Annotated in this window: 17 protein-coding genes; 14 read left to right on the top strand and 3 right to left on the bottom strand. The window is 46.7% G+C overall.

Features of this window, described 5'->3' with window-relative positions; genetic code table 11:
• The first annotated feature begins 9 nt into the window (after positions 1 to 9).
• Positions 10 to 1,095 carry an aspartate-semialdehyde dehydrogenase gene (gene asd, locus AC58VC_RS26715; RefSeq protein ID WP_497373069.1) on the top strand — a complete coding sequence of 362 codons (1,086 nt, stop codon included), beginning with the start codon at positions 10 to 12 and terminating at the stop codon, positions 1,093 to 1,095.
• An 86-nt stretch (positions 1,096 to 1,181) separates the two neighbouring features.
• Here the strand turns inward: asd and AC58VC_RS26710 are convergent, their stop codons facing one another.
• On the bottom strand, positions 1,182 to 1,358 hold the full coding sequence (locus AC58VC_RS26710; RefSeq protein WP_497373067.1) for a hypothetical protein: 177 nt from the start codon (positions 1,356 to 1,358) through the stop codon (positions 1,182 to 1,184).
• 162 nt (positions 1,359 to 1,520) lie between these two features.
• Between AC58VC_RS26710 and AC58VC_RS26705 the strand changes: the two genes are divergently transcribed.
• Positions 1,521 to 2,432, top strand: a complete 912-nt coding sequence (locus tag AC58VC_RS26705) for a beta-propeller fold lactonase family protein (protein ID WP_497373065.1) — start codon at positions 1,521 to 1,523, stop codon at positions 2,430 to 2,432.
• A 16-nt stretch (positions 2,433 to 2,448) separates the two neighbouring features.
• Here the strand turns inward: AC58VC_RS26705 and AC58VC_RS26700 are convergent, their stop codons facing one another.
• Positions 2,449 to 3,480: a stalk domain-containing protein gene (locus tag AC58VC_RS26700; protein ID WP_497373063.1), complete on the bottom strand. Its 1,032-nt coding sequence runs from the start codon at positions 3,478 to 3,480 to the stop codon at positions 2,449 to 2,451.
• A 138-nt stretch (positions 3,481 to 3,618) separates the two neighbouring features.
• Between AC58VC_RS26700 and AC58VC_RS26695 the strand changes: the two genes are divergently transcribed.
• From AC58VC_RS26695 to AC58VC_RS26655, 9 genes are all read left to right on the top strand, one after another.
• Positions 3,619 to 4,413 carry a class I SAM-dependent methyltransferase gene (locus AC58VC_RS26695; protein WP_497373061.1) on the top strand — a complete coding sequence of 265 codons (795 nt, stop codon included), beginning with the start codon at positions 3,619 to 3,621 and terminating at the stop codon, positions 4,411 to 4,413.
• Positions 4,414 to 4,596: 183 nt separating this feature from the next.
• Positions 4,597 to 5,583 carry a helix-turn-helix domain-containing protein gene (locus AC58VC_RS26690; RefSeq protein ID WP_497373059.1) on the top strand — a complete coding sequence of 329 codons (987 nt, stop codon included), beginning with the start codon at positions 4,597 to 4,599 and terminating at the stop codon, positions 5,581 to 5,583.
• A 278-nt stretch (positions 5,584 to 5,861) separates the two neighbouring features.
• On the top strand, positions 5,862 to 6,989 hold the full coding sequence (locus tag AC58VC_RS26685; RefSeq protein ID WP_497373057.1) for a glycoside hydrolase family 88/105 protein: 1,128 nt from the start codon (positions 5,862 to 5,864) through the stop codon (positions 6,987 to 6,989).
• Positions 6,986 to 8,629, top strand: a complete 1,644-nt coding sequence (locus tag AC58VC_RS26680; protein ID WP_497373055.1) for a glycoside hydrolase family 43 protein — start codon at positions 6,986 to 6,988, stop codon at positions 8,627 to 8,629. The genes AC58VC_RS26685 and AC58VC_RS26680 overlap by 4 nt, the downstream gene beginning before the upstream one ends.
• The gene (locus AC58VC_RS26675; RefSeq protein WP_497373053.1) at positions 8,626 to 10,161 is read left to right on the top strand and encodes a glycoside hydrolase family 28 protein; all 1,536 of its coding nucleotides are present in this window, start codon (positions 8,626 to 8,628) and stop codon (positions 10,159 to 10,161) included. Before AC58VC_RS26680 ends, AC58VC_RS26675 begins: the two co-directional genes overlap by 4 nt.
• 245 nt (positions 10,162 to 10,406) lie before the next feature.
• Positions 10,407 to 12,749: a helix-turn-helix domain-containing protein gene (locus tag AC58VC_RS26670; protein WP_497373051.1), complete on the top strand. Its 2,343-nt coding sequence runs from the start codon at positions 10,407 to 10,409 to the stop codon at positions 12,747 to 12,749.
• 226 nt (positions 12,750 to 12,975) lie between these two features.
• Positions 12,976 to 13,938, top strand: coding sequence for an ABC transporter permease (locus AC58VC_RS26665; protein WP_497373049.1), 963 nt, complete (start codon positions 12,976 to 12,978; stop codon positions 13,936 to 13,938).
• 27 nt (positions 13,939 to 13,965) lie between these two features.
• A complete protein-coding gene (locus AC58VC_RS26660) occupies positions 13,966 to 14,838 on the top strand; it encodes a carbohydrate ABC transporter permease (RefSeq protein ID WP_497373047.1) in 873 nt (290 codons plus the stop codon).
• A 95-nt stretch (positions 14,839 to 14,933) separates the two neighbouring features.
• On the top strand, positions 14,934 to 16,466 hold the full coding sequence (locus tag AC58VC_RS26655; protein ID WP_497373045.1) for an extracellular solute-binding protein: 1,533 nt from the start codon (positions 14,934 to 14,936) through the stop codon (positions 16,464 to 16,466).
• Positions 16,467 to 17,098: 632 nt separating this feature from the next.
• Here AC58VC_RS26655 and yicI read toward each other — a convergent pair.
• A complete protein-coding gene (yicI, locus tag AC58VC_RS26650) occupies positions 17,099 to 19,420 on the bottom strand; it encodes an alpha-xylosidase (protein WP_497373043.1) in 2,322 nt (773 codons plus the stop codon).
• Between the two features lie 129 nt (positions 19,421 to 19,549).
• On the opposite strand from yicI, the gene AC58VC_RS26645 reads away from it, so the two are divergent.
• The 3 genes from AC58VC_RS26645 to AC58VC_RS26635 all read left to right on the top strand — a co-directional run bounded on the left by AC58VC_RS26645 (position 19,550) and on the right by AC58VC_RS26635 (position 23,319).
• The gene (locus tag AC58VC_RS26645; RefSeq protein ID WP_497373041.1) at positions 19,550 to 20,431 is read left to right on the top strand and encodes an AraC family transcriptional regulator; all 882 of its coding nucleotides are present in this window, start codon (positions 19,550 to 19,552) and stop codon (positions 20,429 to 20,431) included.
• A gap of 67 nt (positions 20,432 to 20,498) precedes the next feature.
• Positions 20,499 to 22,223: a sensor histidine kinase gene (locus AC58VC_RS26640; protein ID WP_497373039.1), complete on the top strand. Its 1,725-nt coding sequence runs from the start codon at positions 20,499 to 20,501 to the stop codon at positions 22,221 to 22,223.
• Positions 22,216 to 23,319 carry a response regulator transcription factor gene (locus AC58VC_RS26635; protein WP_497373037.1) on the top strand — a complete coding sequence of 368 codons (1,104 nt, stop codon included), beginning with the start codon at positions 22,216 to 22,218 and terminating at the stop codon, positions 23,317 to 23,319. The genes AC58VC_RS26640 and AC58VC_RS26635 overlap by 8 nt, the downstream gene beginning before the upstream one ends.
• The last annotated feature ends 125 nt before the right edge of the window (positions 23,320 to 23,444 follow it).

Here is a 23,444-nt window from a genome sequence, read left to right as displayed (position 1 = left end):
GAATATCTCATGTCAGAAAAATTAAAAGTGGGTATTGTCGGAGGAACAGGTATGGTTGGCCAGCGTTTCGTTGAGTTGCTGGATCAACATCCTTGGTTTAAAGTTACAGCGATCGCAGCGAGCAGCAGCTCTGCGGGTAAAACATATGAAGAATCTGTGCAAGGCAGATGGAAGCTGGCTACCCCTATCCCTGAAGGTGTCAAACAAATTGTTGTTCAAGATGCATCGAAAGTGGAAGAAGTAGCTTCTCAGGTTGATTTTATCTTTTGTGCAGTCGATATGAAGAAAAATGAAATTCAGGCATTGGAAGAGGCATATGCCAAAACGGGCACGCCTGTTATTTCCAACAACTCGGCTCACCGCTGGACGCCTGATATCCCGATGGTTATTCCGGAAGTTAATCCGGAACATATTGAAGTGATCGCGGCACAAAGAAAACGTCTCGGAACTTCAACTGGGTTTATTGCCGTTAAGCCTAACTGCTCCATCCAGAGTTATGTGCCGGCGCTTCATGCGTTGCTGGATTTCAAACCAACACAAGTCGTTGCATCCACGTATCAAGCGATTTCCGGAGCGGGCAAAAACTTCACAGACTGGCCTGATATGCTGGATAATGTTATCCCTTATATTGGCGGCGAGGAAGAAAAAAGCGAGCAAGAGCCGCTGCGCATCTGGGGCAGCATCCAAAATAATGCCATTGTTAAAGCGAGCTCACCTTTAATTACAACGCAATGTATTCGCGTTCCTGTAACAGATGGACATTTGGCGACTGTTTTTGCATCGTTCGAGAAAAAACCATCCAAAGAAGAAATTCTTGCTCGTTGGCTGCAGTTCAAAGGACGCCCGCAGGAGCTTGAGCTGCCAAGCGCGCCTAAACAGTTCATCACTTATTTCGAAGAAGAGAACAGACCGCAGACGAAGCTTGATCGTGACATTGAGCGCGGTATGGGCGTCTCCGTAGGTCGATTGCGTGAGGATTCCATCTACGATTTCAAATTCGTAGGATTATCGCATAATACTTTGCGCGGAGCGGCAGGCGGCGCTGTACTGATCGCTGAATTGCTGAAAGCAGAAGGTTATATTCAAGCGAAATAACTTTGAAAAAAACAACAAGAGGCCGTCCGGAAGTCATCCAATGACCGAGGGAGAGCCTCTTACTGTTTGTATGTTAAGACCGTATATTAATAGGCAATATCGAACTTCTCGTCTATTATTTGCGAAATTCGGACGAGATCCCTCCAAATATGGTGACACGACACATGGATACTATTCAGTTCATTCCAGCCTTTATCTATCTCCGCAATCATTTGTTCAATATCACGACTCGTAATTTTTCTTTCCTCGATATTGGCTAGCATTGGAAGCCCTCCATGACAACGTTTCTAAATATATATCATATATTTTCGTTAGGCTGATCCTATATGAGGGTGTTGCATTCAGAGATTGAAAATTCCTCGTGATAACAGCCGTTCCCTAGGGCACATCTCCCAACATAAGATTACTTAGGAGTGTGATCCCATATGACCATGAATAGACGTATACCCTCGTTTCATTTCGCCTACGTTACGAATTATAAGGACAACACCATCTCGGTGATTAATACCCGAACAAGAAAGGTCAACGCAACGATCAAGACTGGAAAAGGTCCCTTTGAGATCGCTGTCACACCCGATGGGAAGTATGCAGTTGTCGTCAATAAAATCGATAACACCGCTCAAGTCATCCAGCGAAGTACGAATAAAGTGATTAGCACGATCCCAGTTGGAAAAAGTCCATCCGATGTTGGAACATCGCAAAGGTACGTGTATGTTACGAATTCGGCCGATAAGACCGTTTCAGTTCTATGTATCAAGAGGAGAAAGGTCATTCAAACGCTAAAGGTTGGTCATAGACCAATAGGTGTAACGGTCACACCTCAGAAGTCAGGCCAAAGAACCTTGGGTTACGTGAGCAATCACGACAGCCATACCATTTCTATTTTTAATGCGAAGTGCAATAAGGTCATAGACACCATTCCCGCTGGAGTAGGTCCGGATCAAATTGCTTTTACCCAAAATCGCAGATTGGCTTATGTGACCACGAATCACAATGTCTTGGTGATCGGTACGCGCAGTAGAAGGATTCTTAGCAAAATTAAAGTCGGTTCAAAGCCTATCGGGGTAGCGATAACGCCAAACGATCAATTTGCTTACGTCGGTAATGAAGGAGATAACACCGTTTCTGTCATTATGCTTAAAAAAAATAAAGTGATAGCTACCGTTCCGGTGGGAAAGAAACCCGGTATAGTCGCTATCACTCAAAATGGCAAATATGCTTATGTGGCTAATTTTGGAGAAAATACTGTCTCTGTTATCAGAGTCCAGGATAATAAGGTCATTGACACCATCAAGGTAGGAAATGCAGCCTCAGGGTTAGCCATTATTCCACTATAAGTCTTGTAAAATAGAACTAGAACATCCTTCTAGCCGTGGCAAAACGCTTTTTCCATTTATCATCAAAGTCTTCGAAATGTACGCCTTGCTCTTTGGAGTAAGTATGAAGAATCCGCCCGTCTCCTGCATAGATGCCTACATGCCCGATATCGAGCCCGCGTGCGTCAAAGAATAGCACATCACCTTTGCGCAGCTCATCTAGAGGGACTTCAGTTCCTTTCAAAGCTTGGTTGTAGGAGACTCGCGGGAGATCGATCGACAATGCTTGCTTGAACACATATTGGACGAATGAAGAGCAGTCGAATGTCTTGGTTTGGCCAGAATCTGCACCGAATTCGTAAGGCGTTCCGAGATATTTTGCTCCGAAAGCGAGCAAATCATCGGCTTTTTTATCCGCTGGAGCCAGGTTGGCGTAATCCGTATACTGCGACCCTGCTGATAGGAAGCCAATGGACTTGTCTTTCGTCTGCACCTCCAGCCAGTTGGTGTCGACTTCTCGGATTACATGAATGTTCTCACTCTTCGGAAGCATTCGAAGGACTTGCGCACTCGTATTTGGAGCATCACGCAGATTGACGCCATATTCAATCTTGGTTTCATACTCATTAGCTGAGGAAATCGTAATCGTTCGAGAATATTCATGCCATTTCACGAGATTGCCTAGCGTTTCACTAATTAACCGAAGCGGAATCATCGTTGATCCGTCAATAATTTTACCTGCAATCGGCATTTCAAGTTGATCCTTATTCTTAAGAGCGGTCCTATCACCAATGCGGTATGTAAATACGATATCATTTTTCGTAGCTGTAACTGTGCGTGTGATTTCATCCCAAGAAACTTTTGCGCCTTCAGCCTCGAAAATAGTACGAAGTGGAACGAGACTGTAGCCATCTTCGATAACGGGAGGAGTCTCAAAGCTGAGCGGATGACCATCCAGATAGACTGGAAGCGACGTGTTCGCGTCTGCATGCGCACTTGCTGCGGGGAGCATGCCCATGAGAAGCAGCATAAGCGCGGCTCCAGTTTGTAAACCAGTTTTTATCTTCATATCATAAACTCCTTAGTTGACTTTAGTAATGTATAGACGCAGAAAAAGGCTTGTTTGTTGCTCGAAATTTTGTGGTAAATTAAGGATGCAGGCAAAAGGAAGAGCATTTGGCGTTAGATGAATCTGGGAGGTATGGATTTGCAAAATGAACTTTCAAGGGCAAACAAGGTGGCTTGGGAAACGAAAGCGTATCAAGCTTGGGTACACAATTTTGGGACACCAGATGAACTTGCCGTAGCATTGAAGCGGGAACATAAGCATCATCTGCGCTATTGGCTGAAATACATAGGTGATCCAAATGGAAAGCGAATCATTAATCTTCTTGGCTCGCACGGCAGAAAAGCAATCTCACTTGCAATGTTAGGTGCGGAGGCAACCGTAGTAGATATTTCGGAAGAAAACCGCTTGTACGCCAAGCAGGTTGCTGATGCCGTCGGTGTGAAGCTCGATTATATTTGTTCTGACGTCTTGCAAATCCCGAATGAAGAGTCACTTGGCCAATTTGACATCGTGCTGATGGAGTTTGGTGTTTTGCATTATTTTACGGATCTTAACGATATCTTTGCGGTGGTCCGTCGCAGACTTGGTAGAAATGGTCGGTTCCTCTTGACCGACTTTCATCCTTTTGCACGTGCTTGGATGAACACAGTCAATCTGACCCAACCAAGTGGCAACTATTTTGAAAAGGGGATAAAAGAAGGGGAAGTGGCATTTGCTAAATTGCTGCCTGAGGAAGAACGCTCTGGTTTGGAGAAGGTTCTCATACGAAGTTGGACACTTGGTGAGATTATCTCGGCAATTGCGGCTTCTGGGCTAGTGATACGCGCATTGGAAGAGATACCAAGTCCTACTGATGCAAGGTTTCCTGAGTTTTACACGTTAGTTGCTGATAATATGGAGTTGGAGTTACCGCCGCTGCAAAATCTAGCGTGAATTCTGCTAGGCTTCCTTAAAGAGAACTAGAGTCCGCTAATTCGAGGAACACGCGACCTCTAGTTCCCTTAGATTTTTTCTCCATAAAGCCTGACGGTTCAAGCTCCGTCAGGCACTAAGTTAGCTACTTTACCAACCTTCCACCATCCTCTCGCACACCCCAATACAGCCAACTTCCACAACATGCCCAATAACAAATCAAAGAAAATGACGGATTTGCGCCTCATGGAGGCAAGACGGTTAATGGGTGAGCAGACCAAACTTTCACTCACGGAAATTGCATATAAAGTTGGCTACAAGAACGAAACGTACTTTAGCAATATGTTCAAGAAACATATAGGACTAGCCCCCGCTGTATATTTGAAAAATAGATCAACTAAAATTGCTGCGTACAGTTGGGTGAATATCGGTCAGTTGCTAGCTCTTCGTACGATTCCCTATGCAGCGCCTATCGATCAGTATTGGACAGACTATTATAGAAATAAATATGCCTTTGATGTGTCTGTACCGCTCAGCCATGACTATGATTTCAACAGAGAAGCTTTGCAAAAAGCGCAGCCTGATTATATTATCGGTGTCGACTCTTGGATCGATGCAGATGAGCAAGCCCGGCTTAAGCAGATAGCCCGTTCCCTGTTTCTGCCGTGGGAAGAAGGCTGGCGTCAACATCATTTGTTGACAGCAGATTTCCTCGACAAGATGAAGGATGCAACGAGATGGCTTCATAGCTACGATCAGAAGGCTGCAGGGATTAGGGAAACTGCCAAGAAAAGGCTGCAAGATGAGACGGTTATTGTTGTCGTGGTCGATAAGATGAGGATGTATGTCTGGGGGCAACACGCAGGAACTGTCCTGTATGATGATCTTCAACTTGCCCCAGCACGCCATATTGATACTATCTTTTGGACGCAAGCAATTGAGATTCACGACCTAGGCGCCTATGATGCAGACCATATTTTCCTGAGCGTGCCCAAAGATGAGATTTCGCAGGCGACATGGCATCGAGTTAACCGATCTCCCGCATGGCTGGAACTGAAAGCTGTGAAAGCGAAGCAAGTGCATGCGACTGGGGGTTACGCAGGCTTACAAGCACCGTGGAACGAGTATAATGCGTTTTGTCATGACCGGTTTCTTGATCACATGTCAAAGCTGCTGGATCACAACGCGTAATCTAAAATAAGTAAAAGCCCTAACGGATAACCTTCTGTTAGGGTTTTTTTAGGCTTAAGTTCGGTTCATATGCAGCAAGCAACCAATATGCTTGAAGCAACTTCGTTAATCGGTCCAGGCGGCCTATTCCCAATGAAACTGAAGCATATCCTGTATTTTTTGCAACCATAGGAAAAAGGTTATCTCAAATGCATAGTGTGACATCCTATCCTCAAGCATAATAGCTAGTAGGTAGGGAAGACATGAAAGAGCACTGAGAGGGAAGGCGGGAGTATCAGATGAAGGAAGATAATCAATGGTCAGTCAAAACAGCGCAAACCATCATGAGGAGCACAAGTGAAAGAGGTTATCACCCGGAACTTGAGCAAAGATGGATGTATGTGAATGGAATGACACTGAAAGCGCTGCTTCACGTTGGTGAACAGACGGGGGATGACACTTACTACGAATACGTCAGAAAACATATGGATTTGTTCGTTCAGGAGGACGGTACAATCCGTACCTATACAATGGAAGATTACAATTTGGATCAAATTAATCAAGGAAAGGTGCTTTTTTCACTTTGGAAAAAGACGTCTGACACGAAATATGCGCAAGCAGCTGCAGGGCTCATCCTTCAAATAAAAGGGCATCCGCGAACGAGCGAGGGGGGCTTGTGGCATAAAAAGATTTACCCGTTCCAAATGTGGTTGGACGGCTTGTATATGGCGACTCCGTTCATTGCGGAGTATGCGAAGCTTTTCGATATCCCGGAGCTATTTGATGAGGCTGCAAGGCAGCTCCTCCTGGTCGAGCGGAACACCCGCGATCGTGAGACAGGTTTGCTGCATCATGGATGGGATGAGAGTGGAGAGCAGCGGTGGTGTGACTCCGCGACAGGGAAATCGCGGCATTTCTGGAGCAGAGGCATGGGCTGGTACGCGATGGCGATCGTTGATGCTTTGGAGCACTTTCCGAAGGATCACCCGCAGCGAGGGACGATTATGGGCGTTTTTGAACGTATGATGCATGCTCTTGCGCGTGTTCAGGACCCGAATACGGGGTTATGGTATCAGGTTTTGGATAGAGGCGGCGAGGGAACAAACTATTTGGAAGCGTCAGGGAGCAGTATGTTCGTGTATGCGGCTGCCAAAGGCGTGCGGTTGAAGTACCTTTCCGGACCTTTTAAGGAAGTAGCCCTGAGAGGTTTCCAAGGCCTATTGAATGAACTTATCGAAGAAGACGTTAGTGGGGTACATGTTAATGGGATATGCCACGGAGCGGGGCTTGGCGGTAATCCTTATCGAGATGGCAGCTTTGAGTACTACTTAGGGGAGAAGATTGTGAAGGATGCCCTGATGGGGATGGCGCCTTTCCTGCTTGCCAGTGTGGAAATTGAGCGATTACAAGGAGGAGAACGGACATGAGCGTCAGTGAAAGTAAAGTTAGGCCAGTATGGTATGCCGACCTAGGAGATGGCACGTATCGCAATCCCATTCTATGCGCGGATTATTCGGATCCTGATGTTATAAGGGTGGGCGAAGACTTCTATATGACGGCTTCCAGCTTCGTCAGTACGCCAGGGTTGCCAATTCTGCATTCCAAGGATTTGGTTAATTGGACGTTAATCGGTCATGCAATTGATCAACTTCCGGGCGGCTACGATGATCGAGTACGGCATGGCGACGGTGTGTGGGCGCCTGCGATTCGATATCACGACGGGAAGTACTGGATTTATTTCAGCGCTCCAGATGAAGGTATTTATATGACGACCGCCGAACATCCGGCAGGTCCATGGACATCTCTTCACATGGTGAAGGAAGTGAAAGGATGGATTGATCCTTGTCCGTTCTGGGATGAAGACGGGCAGGCTTATTTAGTGCATGCCTTTGCCAAAAGCCGCTGCGGCATCAAAAGCAAGCTGCAAATATGCCGGATGTCGCCAGATGGCACATCGCTGCTGGACGACGGCAGGATTATTTTCGATGGGACAGACAATCATCCGACAATCGAGGGGCCGAAGCTGTACAAGCGTGGCGGCTATTACTATGTTTTTGCTCCTGCTGGTGGAGTTGCTGTAGGCTGGCAGACTGTGCTTCGAGCTGAGAACATTTGGGGACCGTATGAGGATAAAATAGTTCTTCATCAAGGCGATTCGCCCATTAACGGACCGCATCAAGGCGGTTATGTGGAGCTGGAATCGGGTGAGTTTTGGTTTCTACATTTTCAGGACCGTGAAGCATACGGCCGTATTGTCCACCTCCAGCCCATGAGCTGGGAGAATGATTGGCCTATCATCGGTCTTGATACGAAAGGTGACGGCATCGGAGAGCCTGTTCTTGTACATAAGAAACCTGATGTAGGACGTGCATGGCCGAGTATAGTACCCGAAACTAGCGATGAGTTCGATCAGCCGGTTCTAGGGTTGCAGTGGCAATGGCAGGCTAACCATCGTCCGCAGTGGTACTCGCTGACCGCGAACCCTAGTCATCTGCGGTTATACGCGCAGCCGCTGCCTGCTGGCGCATCAACCTTGTACAATGCGATGAATATCATTTGCCAAAAGCTCCCTGCTCCAGCATTTACAGCAACGGTGAAGCTGACGTTTATTCCTGGCTTTGGCTCTGGTTTCGGCTCTGGCTTCAGCTCCGATACGCAGGAAGAGTTGGCGGGTTTGACGGTTTTCGGACACGAGTACTGCTATATTGCGCTAAAGTCTACGGAGGAGGGGCTTGAGCTCGTCTTCGCCAAAGGAAGCGGCAGCAAGGAGACATCAAGGGAACAAATAACTGCGCGTGTGCCTGTAGCTGAATTAGCACGAACGATTTATTTGCGAACAATTGCTGTAGAAGAAGCCGTGTTCAGCTTTTATTATAGCTGGGACGACGTGGCCTACCACCGTATTGGAGACGAGTTTGCAGCGGTGCCTGGCGGGTGGGTCGGCGCCAAGCTGGGGCTTTTCTGTTTGCAAGACAAGGCAGACACATCGGCAAGCCAAGGCTTCGTGGATATCGATTGGTTCCGATTCAGCGATGTCAGCCTTGAGAAAGAAGGGATATCCGTATGACAAGCTCACATGTAGAAAACATCGAGGCACATAACGGTTGGACCATGCCAGAGGTGCAGCTGCCGGAAATACCTGATCGCTTGTTCTGGATAACGGATTTTGGCGCTGTCGGTGATGGACATACAGACAACACGCAGGCATTCCAGCAAGCCATTCAGGCTTGCTCCGAAGCTGGCGGCGGGAGGGTAGTCATCCCGGCCGGTTTATGGTTAACGGGGCCGCTCAAGCTTGTCAGCCGATTAGAGCTGCATGCAGAAGCAGGAGCCCTGGTCATGTTCACGAAGGAGTTTGCCCAGTATCCACTCGTCATGTCCAGCTTTGAAGGCATTCCCTCGGTCCGTTGTCAATCGCCGTTAGACGCTGAGGGGTTGGAGCACATAGCCATTACAGGTGAAGGTGTATTTGATGGAAATGGGGAAGCTTGGCGGCCGGTCAAACGCTGGAAGATGACAGTGTTGCAATGGGAAAGCTTGCTGCAATCCGGCGGAGTCACGGATGCTGAAGGCGAGTTCTGGTGGCCGTCGGTTGCTGCTATGAACGGTAGAGCACAGACGGCAAAGCTTGTTCAGGAAGGCATTCAGGACCCATCAGCCTATGAAGTCTATCGCGAATATCTTAGGCCGAATTTACTCAGCTTCCGCAGGTGTAAGCGTATTTTGCTGGATGGTCCTACGTTCCAAAATTCGGCAGCATGGTGCTTGCACCCATGGGCTTCAGAGCATGTCACCATTCGCAATGTGACGATCAGGAATCCATGGTTTGCTCAAAACGGGGACGGGTTGGATTTGGATTCCTGCCGATACGCCGTCATTGACAACTGCAAGTTTGACGTGGGAGATGACGCAATCTGTATGAAGTCAGGCAAGGATGAAGCTGGGCGTAAGTTAGGAATCCCTTGCGAATATGTCACGATTCGGAACTGCATTGTTTATCACGGTCACGGAGGTTTTGTCATCGGCAGCGAGATGTCTGGCGGGGTTCGGAGGATTCGTGTGTCGGACTGCACGTTCATAGGTACCGATATCGGGCTGCGGTTCAAAAGCGCTCGCGGACGCGGAGGCGTTGTCGAAGAGATCGATATCAGCCGAATCCGGATGACCAATATCGCCGGGGAAGCGATCTCCTTCCATCTGTTTTATGAGGGTGTGGAAGGCTCGGGCAGCGCGCAGGAAGATGCTTTTCCTGTTACGGAAGGCACGCCGGTTTTTCGCAAGATTGCGATTGCGAATGTTACCTGTACAGGGGCTCAAACAGCGCTCATTGTGAACGGACTTCCCGAAATGCCCTTGGAAGATGTGCGTATCAGCAACTTTCATGCGACTTCCGAGCGGGGGGTTATCGCACATTACGCGAAAGATATGCAGCTGGATTGTTTGCAATTGCAAACGAGGGTCGGCCCTGTGATCAAGCTGCATCAATGCCAGGATGTGGAGATTACGCAGCTTGGGCAATCCAATTCTGCATCAGGTGAAAGTATGCTGGTTGTAACCGGTTCGGATTCCAAGAACATCCAATATGATCAAAAGAAGTAGCTGCTATGTATATATGCAGTAGATAACTTGTATGCATGAAACAACTTCCTCGCATATCATGGAGGATCTAACTTCGAAAAATCCCTTATCCTGTAAGGGGTTTTTCGTCGTATAACCCAAAAGTTATCTAAACTGCATAGTTTGAAGCTGCATACTCTGATAATGTAAGCGATATCATAAGGCGTTCCTCGCTTGATGGGTTCGTATGATTATGTAATACTAGTAATATTACCAGTTGGAAGGTTGTGTGGATCTTGCATAAATATTTGCTTCGGCTCCTGGGGTTTAGTCTGATCCTAGGTGCGCTTCCTACCGTGTTTATCGGCATCGCTTCCTACTATATAGCCACCAAGGATGTTGAAGCGAAAGTCAATGAAGCGAATATGCAATTGCTTCTGCAAACACAATTGCGCGTGGAGCAGACCGTCAAATCGCTTGAAGTGACCACCTTGCAATTTATTAATTCCGCACTTGTCAAAGAAGTGATGAATGAGTCTCTGACGGGTGAAGATTTTATCCGGGTACGAGATGTGATGACGGGTCTGTACAATTTGCAAGCCAAAGCGGTCATCTCAGAGGCTTATCTCGTGAATTTCGATAAAGGCTGGGCCGTAACTTTAAATAATTTGAAGCAGGTAGATCAGCTCCAGAATAGAAATGAACTGCTGCTGTATGCCAAGCAGCCTGAGAGCTTATTTTGGAATACGCATTTGTTGAATCAAGTTCAGACCACTAGCAGCGAAGACGAAGGGGATAGCCAGTCAGCGAGATCGAGTACTAGAAATACGCTTAGTCTCGTTTATAAAATTCCCATTGTGCCCAAAACGAACACCCCTAAAGGCATGCTGGTCGTGCAAGTTTCGGCTGATGAGATACGTGGTGGACTTACTTCAAACAATCAGCTCGGAACGAATTACGTGCTCGATCAGAAGGGGAACGCCTTCTTATCCAAACCTGAGGATCAAGCCGCTTACCAAGAAATTAACACCATTATTACAGATAAAATTAGCGGTGCCACTAACAAAAGCGGTTTTTTTAAAGCGAAAATCGGGGATAAGCAGGTTGGGGTCACTTATCTGTCCTCGGGGTATAACGCTTGGACTTTTGTATCGGTTGTTTCCATCTCCGAAATGACGCAGGCCAGCAAAAAAATCGGCTTGTTGACGGCAGCAGCTTGTGCGTTAATCCTGCTAATCGTTCTGGCTTTTGCATTTTACGGAAGTAAACGAATGTATTCCCCCATACGTAATTTGCTCGAGGTGACAAGCACATACGAAGTGGAGCCTTCCGTGAATAGTCAGACAGGCCGAAGAGACGAATTGGCTTACATTCAAGAAAAGTTCCAATCGCTGGCCGTATCGCGAGGACGATTGGAGAAGCAGATGCAGGGGCAGTCGGTGCATTTGAAGGAATTTTTCGTGCTAAAGCTGTTCACGGGTCAAATATCAGATGAGGATTTCAAGCATCGCTCGCAAATGTATGGTTTTCCAACAGAATGGAGCACCCTAGGCGTACTGACCTTGCAAGTCGATCAGCTGCAGGAGACACGCTATCAAGAGCAGGATCGTGAATTGCTGCTGTTCGCTATTAACAATATCGTTGGCGAGCTGCTGCCAGCTCCCACCCGGTTCAGTCCGATCCTGATGGGCGAATCGCAGGTCACTTTACTGGCTCTGGACACGATAGATCCACAGGAGCTGAAGCATTTGTTCTACCAAACAGCGGAGCTCATTAAATCAAATGTGAGCAAATTTCTCCAGCTCCAGGTCAGTGTGGGCATCAGCAAGCCGTATCAGAAGCTGTCTGAGACCGTTAAAGCTTACGGTGAAAGTCTTGTGGCCTTGAAATGCCGGATAAGTCTGGGGCCAGACATCATCGTTCATTTTGAAGATATTGAAAGCAGCGAGCGCGCGGAATCGGCGGTATATTCGCATCTGAAGCTTATGGAAGATCAACTGCTGCAAGCGCTCAAGGATGTACAACTCGATAAAGCGATGGAAGTGTTTCAAACCTATTTATCCACGCTGCTGAATAAGGATGGCTTTCTTCATGAACATCACATTCTGCTCCTGCAGCTGATGTCACGGATTTTGACGGTCGTTCAGGATCAAGGTATTTCGGTTAAAAAGGTGCTGGAAGGCGACTCTGCTGTGGAACGTTTACTAAAGCTCCAAACAAGAGAGGAAATCGCTATCTGGTTCCAAACGAGGCTGTTTGCGCCCATTATCGTTATTTTATCGGAGAAGGCGGATTCACAGTATTTGAACATTGCGGACCGTCTGGTTCGGATCATTCATGATCAGTACGATCAAGATATAACGTTAGAGTCCTGCGCAGCGGCACTTTGCTTCCATCCCGTGTATTTAAGCCGTGTTTTCAAAAGGGAAATGGGGATTCCTTTTAGCGATTATTTATCGGACTACCGGATGAATATGGCAAAAGTGATGCTGGAAACGACCACGTTAAAAATTTCCGAAATCGGTGAGAAGCTGCAGTATAAAAATATCAGTGCTTTCATTCGCAATTTCCGCAAAACGTTCGGCATGACACCAGGCAGCTACAGGGAGCTGTTTGAAAGCAATAAATAAAAAGAGCTGTTTCCATGCGTGATGACAATCACCCAAGGGAATAGCTCTTTTCTGGTTTTCTGTGGCATACGCCGAGTTATGCAGGAGGTATTGCCGCAGCGAATAGCCATGAAGCAAGGGGTTATTCTTGCACGGAACACACAAGTTATCTGCTAGGTATATCTATCCATGTGCTCATGGTCAATAATCAAGGCATATCGGTTTCGAGCTGGAAGGAGAAGAGAGCATGAAGGAGACTGCGATAGAAACAACTGCGCCCGTAACCCCAGGGCATAAGCTTCGAAAAAGTGAATGGGTTAGAGACGTAATCAGAGATAAATGGCTCTATTATATGCTGCTTCCCGGTATCGCTTACTTCTTAATATTCAAGTATGTACCTATGTACGGCATCATTATGGCTTTCCAGGACTACAAGCCGCATCTAGGTTATGCGCATAGCCCATGGGTCGGGCTGAAACATTTTCAGCGATTTTTTAGCGAACCCCAGTTTTGGATGCTTTTTCGAAATACAGTGTTATTAGCGATTTACAATTTAGTGTTTTTCTTCCCATTACCCATTGTTTTGGCTTTGATGTTAAACGAGGTTAGAAAAGAGCGCTTCAAGCGGTTCGTGCAGACATTGGTATACATTCCCCATTTTGTTTCATGGGTTGTTGTAGTTGGGATTTTTTACATGCTGCTTACGACTGAAAACGGGATACTGAATGAACTTTTATTCTATTTAACGGGTAAGAAAATTGCCTTTCTGATGGAACCGGAGTGGTTTAGAACGATGATCGTCTCCCAGTCCATCTGGAAAGAGGTCGGTTGGGGTACGATTATTTTCCTGGCGGCGCTATCGGGCGTTGACATGCAGCTATATGAAGCCGCAAGAATGGATGGCGCAGGACGCTGGCGTCAACTCTGGCACATTACGCTGCCTGCTATCTCCAGCACGATCGTTATTCTGCTTATTCTAAGGCTCGGTAACTTCCTGGACGCAGGCTTTGAGCACATCTTCCTTATGTTAGCGCCAACGAATCGGGAAGTTGGAGAGGTCTTCGACACTTATGTGTATATGAAGGGGTTAAGTCAAGGTCAATTCAGCTACAGTGCGGCAGTCGGTCTGTTCAAATCATTGGTCGGACTCATTCTTGTACTAGGCTCAAATTGGATGGCCAAAAAATTCGGTCAAGAAGGCGTTTATTGACGCCGCTTGGGATGGAGGTTGCACGACATGCAATACGATAAAACGCTTGGAAATCGCATTTTTAACGTAGTCAATTACAGTTTGCTGCTCATTATCGCCATCGTCTGCGTACTGCCGTTTGTTTATGTCTTGGCGGTATCCTTCACAAGTCCAGCAGAGGTAGCTAAGGGCGGGTTGATTTTATTCCCAAAAGAGTGGTCTCTATCTGCGTACAAGTACATTTTCTCCACGGACACTTTGCTTCGCAGCCTCGGAGTTTCAATCTATATCACGGTAGTAGGGACGATTATCAATCTGGTTTTTACCGCTTTAATGGCGTATCCGCTCGCTAAGTCCAAGCTAAGAGGGCGTCAAACGATCCTCCTTGCTGTGCTGTTTACGATGCTGTTCAGCGGGGGCATGATTCCTACTTATTTCGTCGTCAAAGGTCTGCACCTCACGAATACGTTGTGGTCCTTGATGATTCCAAGCGCCATAAGCGCCTTCAACCTGATTGTGCTCAAAAACTTCTTTCAGCAGATTCCCGATGGGCTGGAGGATTCCGCCAAAATAGATGGATGTAACGATATGGGGGTGTTATTCCGGATTGTGCTCCCGCTTTCGATGCCAGCTATGGCAACGTTTGCCCTCTTTTATTCCGTTACGCATTGGAATCAATTTTTTAACGCTATTTTGTATATCAATGATAACGGTAAATGGCCGATTCAAGTGTTATTGCGAGAAATCATCATGTTGGCGCAAAGCCGAATTGGCGATTCAGGATTTGACGAAGCAGAGATTCAACCGCTGACCATTCGAATGGCTGTTATCGTGTTTGCAACGCTTCCGATTCTGCTGGTGTATCCGTTCCTGCAAAAGCATTTCACGAAAGGCGTCTTGCTAGGCTCTGTGAAAGGGTAACCTCACAAGCTATTTACGCTCTGCCTGTTTCTTTAAGGAGATAGGCGGAGATTGAAAATAGAGTATAATAAGGGATAACGAAAGGGGAAAGCTCGATGAAAAGAAATCAAGTGGCTCTGATGTTGGGAACGGTATTCATGTTATCTACGGTGCTGTCTGCGTGCGGCGCTGATCCCAGCTCGGATGCTGGAACGAACGGGGCGCAAAGCACGGCGGCAGCGGAGGATAAGACGCCATTTCCACTCACGTTGGTTGTGAATCAAGTTGGCGAAGTCCCGGCGAAAGACAATGAGATTGAGAAGGCGATTAAAGCCTATACGAATACGAATTTACAAATCCAATGGATTCCGGCTTCTGCCTACGATGAAAAGGTTAATGTTATGATCGCCTCTGGCGAGCTTCCTAAACTGATTAAACTGAATTATAGTAATCCAAGTATGATCAGTTCCTTGAAGTCAGATCTATTCTGGGAAATCGGTCCCTATCTCAAGGATTATAAAAACCTTCAGGCGCAGAACAAGCTGTTTTATGACAATATCGCCGTCGATGGCAAAATATATGGTGTTCCGCTGTATCGCGATCTAGGGCGCGCCGTGATCCATTACCGCAAGGATTGGCTTGATGCGTTGAACCTCCAGTCTCCCAAATCATTAGACGATTGGTACAATGTTATTAAAGCGCTTACGCTGAATGACCCGGATAAAAACGGGAAAAACGATACCTACGGCTTGATGCTTGAGAAGAAATACAACCAGGATGTCAGTTCTACTTTGACACGAATTTCAGTCTCACAAGGCGGGCCGTCCAAATGGATGGTTGAGAAGGGCGTTTTTACACCAGAGTTTGTCACTCAGCCTTTCTTCGACACGATGAAACTATTTAAACGCTTGTACGATGAAAAGCTGATCAATCAGGATTTCCCTGTCGTCGACACGACAGAAGTGGACAAAGCGTACGAATCAGGCCGCGCAGGCATTCGGATATCCGGTGGGAATGCGCAAAGCTGGCAGGATAAAATCGTGAAGGTCGTTCCAAGCGCAGTCATTGAAGCTGCTGCAGTGGAAGGACCGAGTGGCCGACGAGTGCCTGGGGAGAGCGGAAATGCCGGCTTCCTGGCGATTCCCAAATCTTCTGTGAAAACAGAAGCGGAGTTCAAGAAGGTGCTCGCTTTCGTTGATAAGCTACTTGATCCACAGATGGCGAATCTGATCGTGAAAGGCATTGAGGGCAAGCATTATGCGGACAAAGGCGAGTTCACAGAACCGCTTGATCGCGATGCGGATTTGAAAGAAGTGAAGCCCTATCGGGATACACTGCCGCAGCGCGGAGAGAGCTATAATGTGGCGAAGGTGATGAAACAGCCGGATCTGTTCCGCAGGAGTCAGAAGATCGGGCAGTCGAATGAACAGTATATCGTGCCGAATCCGGCGCTGACGCTTAATTCGGCAACGTTCTCAGAGCGCGGCAAGGAACTGGAGCAGATGATTACAGACGCTGAAACCAAATTCATTATGGGCAAGATTGATGAAGCGGGTTGGAAAGCGGAAATCGAGAAGTGGAAAACGGCAGGCGGCAACAAAATGATTCAAGAGTATCAAGAATCGTATGCCCAAAGCCAAAAGAAATAAGCTGCGGGAATGTTTCGCGGCTAATGCGATAGCGCCGAAAAGAACCTAGCGGAGATCCGCTAGGTTCTTTGGGTTAACTGGCGTGGGAGTGGCATCGACACTTTATCATTGGATTAAATCCAACGGAAGGATGGAATTGGGGACTAAAAGGTCGATTTCATTGGATGAAATCCAACGAAAGGAGGGAATCGGAGCTCAAAAAGTCGATTTCATTGGATTTCATCCAATGAAGAGCGTGGTTTATGCCTCTGGAAAGACGTCTCATTGGAATTCATCCAATGAAACGTAGTCATGTTCTTGTGAGCCCTTCCATATGCAAACCTCTCTACTACAGGAGGAACTGTGATCCGCTATTTTCGAAGGAACAGGCTATTTGGCAGATGGAGGAGAACTACGGTCCGCTATTTCGGCGCAAGCTGTTAAAATACAGCCTATTGCGGGGAAATAGGACCCTGTAGTTCCGCTCACAGCCAGAAATCAGCCTATTCGCTAAAATAGTGCCCTGTAGTTCCCTATCACATCCACCCAGCGGACTGCATGTGAATAAGAAGTGGGGATCTGTACATGCGTGTTATCCCTCACACGAGCGGCAACAAAAGAAAAAGGCAGTTCCCCAGGGAACTGCCTTCATTTTACAACCTTACGGCTAAGCGCGATTTGCCCGTTTCAGGCGTAAGCACGATACCGTTAGCGGAATCGATCCAATCCGCCCCATCTACGCCAGCGACTTCATGGATGCCTCTGAGCACGATGGTATACGGCTTCGTTGCACCTTCAATGAAGAAGCTTACTTCTTCCTTTTCGCGAACAGCCTTCACAGACACTTCCAGCTCGCCTTGCAAGCTGTAGAGCGATGCTGCAGCGCTGACGCCATCCTGCAGTTCAAACAAATGCAGGGATACGCCATCCGCGTAGTCGTAATCGGGCTTCTGATCGTTCGCTCCGATAGCGAGCAACGAATTCGGCTTAACCAACAATGGAAGTGTCATGTAACCATGGGTTTCTTCGTGCCATTTGCCACCTTCAATGACTTGTCCGCCAAAGAAGTCGGTCCAGCGTCCTTCTGGCACATAATACATCACTTGTCCGCGATCATTGAAGATCGGAGCCACAAGCAGATTATCGCCTAACATGTACTGCGTATCCAAATGATGGGTAGAAGGGTCCGCCGGGAAATCGAGCACCATCGCGCGCATCATCGGAATTCCTATCTCCGTAGATTGGATGGCACTTTCAAACAGATAAGGCATCAACGTGCTTTTGAGCTTCGTGAAATGCCGGAGCACATCGACGGCTTCTTCGTCAAACAGCCACGGAACGCGGTAAGACTCGTTGCCGTGCAGACGGCTGTGTGAAGACAGTAGGCCAAAGGCAACCCAGCGCTTATAAATATCAGGCGGCGCTGTTCTCTCGAAGCCGCTGATGTCGTGGCTCCAGAAGCCAAAGCCGGATAATCCGAGCGAAAGGCCTCCGCGCAGCGACTCCGCCATAGAGTCGTAATTGGCTGAGCAATCGCCGCCCCAATGCACAGGGAATTGCTGGCCACCGGCAGTGGCTGAGCGGGCAAACAGCATCGCTTCATTTTTGCCAAGCTTTTCTTCCAGCACCTCAAATACGGCCTTGTTGTACAGGAAAGTATAATAGTTATGCATTTTCAGCGGATCAGAACCATCATGGTATTTGACATCGGTAGGGATGCGCTCGCCAAAGTCGGTTTTGAAGCAGTCCACACCCATATCGATCAGTCTTCTCAAATGCTCTTTATACCACTCTGTTGCCGCTGGGTTAGTGAAATCGACCAGTCCCATGCCAGCCTGCCAGAGATCCCACTGCCACACGTCATCTTCCAAGGTTTTGACCAAATAGCCTTGCTCCATGCCTTCTTTGAATAGCGGAGACTTCTGGCCGATATAAGAGTTGATCCATACACAAATTTTCAGACCTTTATCTTTTAACCGTTTGAGCATGCCTACCGGATCTGGGAACATATCGGCATCCCACTCAAAGTTGGTCCATTGATATTCCTTCATCCAGAAGCAGTCAAAATGGAAAACATGCAGCGGAAGGTCGCGTTCAAACATACCATCAATGAAACTGTTCACAGTGGCTTCGTCATAGTTGGTTGTGAAAGAAGTGGTTAGCCACAAGCCGAACGACCAAGCGGGCGGCAGAGCGGGCTTTCCAGTCAACTTGGTGTAATTATTCAGCACATCCTTCAGCGTTTGGCCGCCGACAATGAAATACTCCACGTTTTCGCCAGGCACACTGAATTGGACTTTAGACACGACCTCAGAGCCAACTTCAAACGATACATGCTCAGGATGATTGACGAACACGCCGTAGCCTTTGCTCGATAAATAAAAGGGAACATTTTTGTAGGCTTGCTCACTGCTTGTGCCGCCATCTTCGTTCCAGATGTCAACGGCTTGCCCATTTTTCACGAAGGGGGTGAAGCGTTCCCCAAGCCCGTAAATATGTTCGCCAACTCCAAGATCCAGCTGTTCGCGGAAGTATACGTCTTTGTTATCGGTTGTAATATGTCCCGCACCTTTGCTGTTGGAGCCAGTCAAACGTTTGTCCTCATAAAAGAATTCGGTTCCCCAAGTTTCTTGATTATTTATTTTGACACTCAAGTTGCCTGATTTAAGCGTCATATGGTGACTGCTCTCTTCTATAGAAATAAGCGTCTGTGGATTATCAAACAATTCAAAAGCAGGTCCCTTGGTTTGCTTGCCTGCATGATGCGTCCAGCGTACCCGGATGACATCTGGCAGAGGCGAGCTAAATTCACATGTCAGCATCCCGCCATTTAAAGTATCACCTTTTCGCTGAATCTTCCTCGCAGCGGCATAAACCGTAAGATTGCTATCTGTTTGCTCTATATCGCGGACATCAACAGGGTTCAAAACTGTGTATCCTTCTTTTGCCATCCAATAGCCATTAGAAAATTTCATTGCCATCAGCCCTCCATTGTAATTTAATATAAGTATATTGATTTATAAATCGCTTTCCTTTCTCTATATTGCGAGAATATATCAGTATTTTGACATAGGGATTAATTTTGTGAAGGAGGAACGAACGCTATGCAGCAGGCCCATCTCAAAGAAGACCGCGTTCACGGTGACCCGCTATATCCAATTCGTGTGTATGAAATCTGTTGTCAGCCAGGGGAAGAGCTGCTTGACCTCCATTGGCATGATGAATTGGAGTTTCTTATGTTGACGAAGGGAAAGGCCAGATTCCGCGTATCGATGGATGAGTATGAACTGGAGGCGGGAGAAGCCATTTTCGTAAATGGTGGTCAGCTTCACTCGGGTTACATCGCCTCAGACGAAGAATGCTGTTTCACTGCTGTGGTGTTTCACCCGGATATTGTAGGGAACGGGCGGTTTGACCTTGTGGGCGAGAAATATATTACACCGCTCATCCAACAGAAATATGTCATTCCTGCACATATCACGCGTCATTCTACGGAAGAAGAGGAGCTGCTTCACCTGTTGGTGCAAGTGTTCGAGCTGAACCTCAAGGAAGCACCCTTATATGAATTGACGACAAAAGGTTATCTACAAGTGATGATTTCGAAGCTGATGATGTTGGGAGGTCCTGCTTATCGCGAGCTTCCACCCACTGTGAGTCCAACGCATATTGATCGGTTAAAGCTAATTATTGAATATATTCAAATGAATTATAGCGGGACCATTCGCTTGGAGGAGTTAGCGGCGCTCGTGTCCTTCAGCGAGTCGTATTTCTGCCGGTATTTCAAAAATTTCACTGGCAAAAGCCCGCTGGAGTACTTAAATCAGGTGCGATCACAGCGAGCGGCTTACCTGCTGAAGGATACGGATAAGAAAATTACGGAAATTTCGCTGGACGTCGGATTTAATACGCTAAGTTATTTTATCGGTGTGTTCAAAGCGCATTTTGGCTGTACGCCATCCGAATATCGAAGAAGAGCCCATGCATAAGAAATGGAAACAGAATCAGGGGTGAAGTCATTTGTTTGCTAAGCTAAGAGACTTTATGAGGACATGGATGTATGATTATTTAACTTTAAAAAAGCGAATCTTTATCATCTTTCTTTGCAGTACGCTGATACCGTTTATTTGTATCGTTCTTATCTCTTATTACACGATTTACTCGATCCTGACGAATAAGATTCAGAACGGGATTCAAAGTAATTTAAAACAAGTTGAGCTCTCCCTAGAGAGTACGATCAGCAATTTAAATCATGTTTCTCAGCAGCTTGCTTTTGCAGGGAGTGTAGGGAAAAAGCTGGATCAGATGTTATCGCTTTCCCCTAGTCAAACCTATGAACGATCTCAAATGATCAGCAATTTAAGAGACGAATTAAGCTTAGTCACTTTTACGAATCCGAATATTGGTCTAACCTTGTACTATTTCCAAAATGATCATACTTATGATCTCGAAAATGTAGGGGTTAAAGATCAATTCACCCCTGAAAAGCTGCCCTTGCTGGCGGAATACTCAGGAATTTCATATTATGGCCCTCATATTAGCAACAGTCGGTTTGATAATAACTTTGTTTTCTCTGCACTGCGTAAGGTGGATTTGCCGCTGCGCGATGATGTGTATGTCTACATTGAATCAGGGTTTCATCTAACACAGAACATCCTTAATAATGATCAATTTGGCGGCGGTAATTATCATATCTTTCTGGACAATAATGGTCGCATTGCCTATTCGGAGCTGCCGAATTCGTTCGTGAAAGATACCATATTCCCGAATTTCTCTAGTGACAAAACGCACGGCAAACAGAGTGAATTTTATTGGTTTCGACAGGCCAGCAATCAAGGTTGGAGTATCGTATCTGTCATTCCGAAGGCGGATTACAATAGGGAAATGAATCAGTGGTTCCTGCAAATATTATTATTTGCGCTTATTTTTCTAGGGATCAGTCTGCTGATGGCCTGGCTGCTATGGAAAATGGTCTATGTGCCATTGAATGGATTTAACCGAGAAATCAAGCTGATGGCGCAAAATCGTGTGCAAACGGTTAATGTAAAAACCAAAATACCGGAGTTCGACTTCCTATTAAATCAATTTAGGCAAATGAAGGAGCAGATTTGGGAGTTATTCGCCGAGGTTGAACGTAAAGAGAAGCGGCGGGTGGATCTCGAAGTTGAGAAGCTGCTGTATCAAATAAATCCCCATTTTTTGATGAATACGTTGGATACAGTGCATTGGTTAGCCCTTATGAATGGCCAAACTGAGATCGATCGTCTTGTGTCTTCACTGAATAAGCTGCTGCATTATAATCTAGGCAAGTTGGGTGAGGCTTCAACGATTAATGAGGAAATCGAGGCCTTGAAGCAATATTTGACGCTGCAGCAAATTCGTTATGATTTCAAGTTTGATGTCCAGATGCATGTCGATGAAGAAGTATGGAGTATGCCGGTTCCTCGGTTTATCCTCCAACCGCTGGTGGAAAACTCTCTTTATCATGGGTTAAGCGATGATGGATATATTCGAGTCGATGTGAGTTTGACGAATGCCATTCTGATCTCGATTCAGGATAACGGTTCAGGCATGTCGGAAGAAACGATTCATAACCTCCTGCATAATCCGGAAATTGAAAATAAAAAAGTCGGTATGGGGATTGGGTTGAATTACGTGAAGCGGATGCTCGAATCGCAATATGGCGACAAAGCGGAGCTGCGTATTCAGAGTGTGTTCGGCAAAGGGACAACCATATTTGTAACGATACCTATTGTGGAGGGGAACCGCCGTCATGATTAGAGTGATGATTGTCGATGACGATAAATTGGTGCGGAAAGGGATTATTTCCGCGATGCCTTGGGGCGATTTTGATATGGAGATTGTTGGAGAAGCGAGCAATGGCGAGAAGGCTTTGGAATTCATAGCTGACAATGCCGTGGATTTATTGCTAACGGATTTAGCGATGCCCGTCATGTCAGGAATTGAGTTATTGAAAGTTGTACGTAAGCAATACCCGAATATGTATACCGTTGTGCTCACCTTCCACCAGGATTTTGAGTATATCCAAGAGGCGCTGAGGCTTGGAGCTATTGATTATATTGCCAAGGTGCAGCTTGAAAAGGAGCGCTTTGAAGAAGTGCTAGGGAGAATTCATAAACGCATTCTGGAGGAACAGAAGCATGCACCACAAGCACCGGATGCCTTCTATGAGGGGGCTGTCTTCCAGGAAGAAGCGGTTCTCCAAGTGGATAAGACTGTGCCTAATTTAGATCAAGTGAAGGAACAATGGTCGGGGCACGAATGGATGAATCAAGATCAGATATTTGCTGCTCAGGTTAAACAGTTGAAGCATTTGCGTTTGCCGCCAACGAAGTTAATCGGACTATTGTATACGTTAACCGATAAATGGAATCTATTATTCCACCCTGTTCATATGGCCAAAATTGCGCTGCCGGATGCTTTTGAGAGTTGGCAGGAGGTTGAAGCGTGGTTAACGGATACGCGTGACATGATCCGCAAGGCGATGGACAAGCCAGCCTTCTCGCAAGAGGTCGTCGAATGCGTGATGAAAGCTGTTCACATCGTGAATGAAGAGATCCAAGAGCAGATTACCGCGGCAATCATTGCGAAGCGGGTGAATATGAGCAGAAGCTACTTCAGCCAGTGTTTTAAGGAAATTATCGGCACGAATTTTAGCGAATTTTTGCGCAATAATCGGATTGAAAAGGCGAAGGAGTATTTGCTTTATACGAATAAAACAATCCTGTGGATTGCTGAGCATGTAGGCTATATGGATGAAAAGTATTTTAGCCGTACCTTCCGGGAGCAAACGGGATTATTGCCAAGCGAGTATCGGCAGAAGCATGCAGCAGGTAGAGAAATGTCCGAAAGTTAGGGGGTCAAATGCCGGAAATGTCGAAGAATGGATGCGAATGCCAGAAAACATCGGTCAATTTCCCATCTAAAGGTGTAACCGTTTTCCATCCTTGCATGTGGATGGTTCGTGTTATTTTTAACGTG

The sequence above is a fragment of the Paenibacillus sp. J22R67 genome, assembly GCF_059692175.1.
Note: the sequence above shows the minus strand (reverse complement) of the source record. Positions and strands in the feature narration are given on the sequence as shown.

Excerpts from the sequence above, each read along its gene's own strand:
- asd (WP_497373069.1), top strand. The coding sequence starts at position 10 with ATGTCAGAAAAATTAAAAGTGGGTATTGTCGGAGGAACAGGTATGGTT.
- AC58VC_RS26710 (WP_497373067.1), bottom strand. The coding sequence starts at position 1,358 with ATGCTAGCCAATATCGAGGAAAGAAAAATTACGAGTCGTGATATTGAA.
- AC58VC_RS26705 (WP_497373065.1), top strand. The coding sequence starts at position 1,521 with ATGACCATGAATAGACGTATACCCTCGTTTCATTTCGCCTACGTTACG.
- AC58VC_RS26700 (WP_497373063.1), bottom strand. The coding sequence starts at position 3,480 with ATGAAGATAAAAACTGGTTTACAAACTGGAGCCGCGCTTATGCTGCTT.
- AC58VC_RS26690 (WP_497373059.1), top strand. The coding sequence starts at position 4,597 with ATGCCCAATAACAAATCAAAGAAAATGACGGATTTGCGCCTCATGGAG.
- AC58VC_RS26685 (WP_497373057.1), top strand. The coding sequence starts at position 5,862 with ATGAAGGAAGATAATCAATGGTCAGTCAAAACAGCGCAAACCATCATG.
- AC58VC_RS26680 (WP_497373055.1), top strand. The coding sequence starts at position 6,986 with ATGAGCGTCAGTGAAAGTAAAGTTAGGCCAGTATGGTATGCCGACCTA.
- AC58VC_RS26675 (WP_497373053.1), top strand. The coding sequence starts at position 8,626 with ATGACAAGCTCACATGTAGAAAACATCGAGGCACATAACGGTTGGACC.
- AC58VC_RS26665 (WP_497373049.1), top strand. The coding sequence starts at position 12,976 with ATGAAGGAGACTGCGATAGAAACAACTGCGCCCGTAACCCCAGGGCAT.
- AC58VC_RS26660 (WP_497373047.1), top strand. The coding sequence starts at position 13,966 with ATGCAATACGATAAAACGCTTGGAAATCGCATTTTTAACGTAGTCAAT.
- AC58VC_RS26655 (WP_497373045.1), top strand. The coding sequence starts at position 14,934 with ATGAAAAGAAATCAAGTGGCTCTGATGTTGGGAACGGTATTCATGTTA.
- yicI (WP_497373043.1), bottom strand. The coding sequence starts at position 19,420 with ATGAAATTTTCTAATGGCTATTGGATGGCAAAAGAAGGATACACAGTT.
- AC58VC_RS26645 (WP_497373041.1), top strand. The coding sequence starts at position 19,550 with ATGCAGCAGGCCCATCTCAAAGAAGACCGCGTTCACGGTGACCCGCTA.
- AC58VC_RS26640 (WP_497373039.1), top strand. The coding sequence starts at position 20,499 with ATGTATGATTATTTAACTTTAAAAAAGCGAATCTTTATCATCTTTCTT.
- AC58VC_RS26635 (WP_497373037.1), top strand. The coding sequence starts at position 22,216 with ATGATTAGAGTGATGATTGTCGATGACGATAAATTGGTGCGGAAAGGG.